A 3041-nucleotide genomic window follows, 5' to 3' on the forward strand; every position below is an offset into this window, starting at 1 on the left:
TAGACCAGCGAAAGCACGAAGAACAGTCCACCCACGGCGGCTCGCACCTGGTCGTCGGTCAACGGTGAGTGCTGTGCGATCGGTGCTGCGACGGCATCTCCGACCTTCGCGCGCCAACCCTGGAGACCAGCCTTGCCGAGCGACACTGCATCCATCGACGCCCAGTACCCCGATGGACCTGGCGTAGACAACGACATGCAGTGGCGGCCCAAAAGGACGCCTTGTGTCTCTGAGCGCCAACTCAGAGACGAACGCCAACACAAGATCAACACACGCTGATGGCGGTCTCGACGGCCCATCAGGGACCACCAGCGCGTTTTGATCATGAAGAGCGGGTGCCACATAAGCCGCGGCCCACTACGACACACGCTGACCGCGCTCCCGCGGGAACGCGGTCAAGGCATCTGGCTTGATGACGTTCCCGCGGGAACGTCTGCAGACGTGGTGCCGGGTGTCCTCAAACGGCCCACTAAGGACACGTCGGACTTGGCAACCGCGGTCACCCGCGCTCGTCGAGGCGGGTCGCAGTGGCCTGGTAGCCACCGCCGGGCCACTCCCAGCGACCCTCGATCGTGCCGGCGTCGCGGTCGATCTTGCCCGTGAAGCGCGCCGGGGAGTCCTTGAACCGGTGCCAGATCGTGAGGTCGTCCCCCTCGATCTGCCAGAAGTACTCGAGCGCGAACGAGCAGAACGGACCTGGTCCCTCGATGCTGAAGAACATCGAGCGCAGCGTCTGCTGGGCGTGGTCGTACCCGATGTACTCGGCGCCGTGATGCTCTTCGCCGTCGATACTCATCTCCTGCACGAGGAAGTGGCCGCCTGGAAGCCAGCGGCGGGTCACCGTGCCCGTGAAGGCCGAGCTGCCATCGAGGTCATGACCCTCGAGCCGCCACGTCCCCTCCAGGACGTCGAGTTCGCGCAGCTTCGGGTGAGGCTTCGGAGCGATGGGCCCGCTCGCCTGGTCGGTGTGCTCAGTCTCGGTCATCACGGCGATCCCTTCAGGCGGGCGGTGTGCTGGTGGTCGGCAGCTTGGACCCGCGGCCTAGGCGGAACTCATCGCCGCGACGTCGTCCAGCCTCTTCGTGCGGCCCGAGGCCGCGGTCGCGGACAGGTAGGACACGCAAACCCGACTCAGTACCGGGCCACATGGGTGTCCCTTAGGCCGCCTTCAGGCTGTCCTGCGCGCACGCAGTTGGCCGGATCTCGCAACCCGTGTTGCCGAAGCTCAGCCGCCGGTGAGCTCGGCGGGAGAGGTGATGACGTCGACCATCGCCCCCATCCGGAAGACGGTCATCGGCAGCGGGCGGCCGATCGCCTCGGCGAACAGCAGCCGCTGCAGGCTCTGCGCGTCGGCCACCGGTCGCCGGCCCGCCTCCAGCACCAGGTCGCCGGCCTTGAGCCCGGCGCGGTCGGCCGGTGCCCCGGGGACGACGTCGATGATCCGCAGCCCGCGACGGCGGCCGGTGCGCTCGGCCAGGTGCGCCGGCAGGGGCGCCGGGGTGCTGACCAGCCCCAGGTAGGCGCGGCGCACCCGGCCGTCGGCGACCAGCGACCCGATGATCCGCGAGCTGGTGTCGTTCATCGGGACGGCGAGGCCGAGACCCCACCCGGCGACGGCGGTGTTGATGCCGACCACCCGCGCCGACGAGTCGGCCAGCGCGCCGCCGGAGTTGCCCGGGTTGAGCGCGGCGTCGGTCTGGATGACGTCCTCGACCACCCGCGCCGTCCGCCCGTCGCGGGTGGGCAGCGACCGGCCCAGGCCGCTGATCACGCCCGCCGTCACGGAGCCGGCCAGGCCGAGCGGGTTGCCGACCGCGACGACCAGCTGGCCGACCCGCAGCGTCGAGGCGTCGCCGAGCACGGCGGGTGGGGGAGTGGCGGTCCGCGCCCGCACGACGGCGAGGTCGGACAGCGGATCGGCGCCCACGACGTCGACGTCGGCCTCGCTGCCGTCGCTGAACACGGCCCGTCCCCAGGTCGCCGCGGCCACGACGTGCGCGTTGGTCAGCAGCAGGCCGTCGCCGGTGAAGACGACCGCCGATCCCGCGCCCGAGCGGCCGCCCGGGCCGGTGACCTGCAGCGCCGCGACGTGCGGGGTGATCTCGGCCGCGACGGTGGTGACGATCCGCGAGTAGGCGTCGAGCGCGTCCTCGACTGGTGGTTCCGCTGCGAGACTCATCGCGCCTCCTGATTACCGGCTTACACCACCAGTGAACGCCTCCCTCCGGCAGCTGCCCACTCCCTCCGCCACGCCGTGGGCGAACACCGCCGCGATACTGGCGCGGTGACGACGGCCGCCCCGCAGCGACGACCACGGTGACCGCGTCGCAGGCCGCGCGGCGGGTCGCGGCGGAAGAGGCCTGGCGGAAGCTGCGGCCCCGGCTGGCACCCGACGCGGCGGACTCCCTCGGGGCCGGCGAGGCGGACGCCTTTCTGGCCCGGGTCGAGAACTCCCTGTTCGACGTCCACGAGCCGCTCGCCGCCCTGTACGGGAACCGGGCCGACGAGCTCTTCGAGCGGGCGGTGCGGGTGGCGCTCGCCGCGGCCGCCGAGCGTCCCGAGGAGCTCCGCCGGCTCGACCGACGCCGCGAGATCGACCCGGTCTGGTTCCAGCGGGCGCGGATGCAGGGCTACGTCTGCTACGTCGACCGCTTCTGCGGCACCCTCGCCCGCCTGCCCGACCACCTCGACTACCTGGCCGAGCTCGGCACCACCTACCTGCACCTCATGCCGCTGCTGCGGCCGCGCGAGGGGGAGAACGACGGCGGGTACGCCGTGCAGGACTACCGCGCGGTCGACCCGCGGCTGGGCACCATGGCCGACCTGGAGCGCGTGGCGCGGGCGCTGCACGAGCGGGACATGAGCCTCTGCGTCGACCTGGTCCTCAACCACACCGCGCGCGAGCACGCCTGGGCGCAGGGCTGGCTGGCGGGGGATCCGGAGTACGCGGGCTTCTACACCGCGTTCGCCGACCGGCAGATGCCCGACGCCTACGACGCCACCATCCCCGAGGTGTTCCCGGACCGGGCGCCGGGTTCCTT

3 protein-coding genes are annotated in these 3041 nt (G+C 71.6%); 1 reads left to right on the forward strand and 2 read right to left on the reverse strand.

The window, feature by feature from the left end; genetic code table 11:
- Window positions 1-499 precede the first annotated feature (499 nt).
- Together VK640_08200 and VK640_08205 are read right to left on the reverse strand one after the other, a co-directional pair.
- On the reverse strand, window positions 500-985 hold the full coding sequence (locus VK640_08200) for a DUF1579 family protein (GenBank protein ID HTE73165.1): 486 nt from the start codon (window positions 983-985) through the stop codon (window positions 500-502).
- Window positions 986-1225: 240 nt separating this feature from the next.
- A complete protein-coding gene (locus VK640_08205; protein HTE73166.1) occupies window positions 1226-2179 on the reverse strand; it encodes a trypsin-like peptidase domain-containing protein in 954 nt (317 codons plus the stop codon).
- 137 nt (window positions 2180-2316) lie between these two features.
- Here VK640_08205 and VK640_08210 point away from each other — a divergent pair.
- A partial coding sequence (locus VK640_08210) for an alpha-amylase family glycosyl hydrolase (protein HTE73167.1) occupies window positions 2317-3041 on the forward strand: 725 nt, incomplete at its 3' end.

The sequence above is a fragment of the Actinomycetes bacterium genome (genome assembly GCA_035489715.1).
GTDB lineage: Bacteria > Actinomycetota > Actinomycetes > JACCUZ01 > JACCUZ01 > DATHAP01.

Excerpts from the sequence above, each read along its gene's own strand:
- VK640_08200 (HTE73165.1), bottom strand. The coding sequence starts at position 985 with ATGACCGAGACTGAGCACACCGACCAGGCGAGCGGGCCCATCGCTCCG.
- VK640_08205 (HTE73166.1), bottom strand. The coding sequence starts at position 2,179 with ATGAGTCTCGCAGCGGAACCACCAGTCGAGGACGCGCTCGACGCCTAC.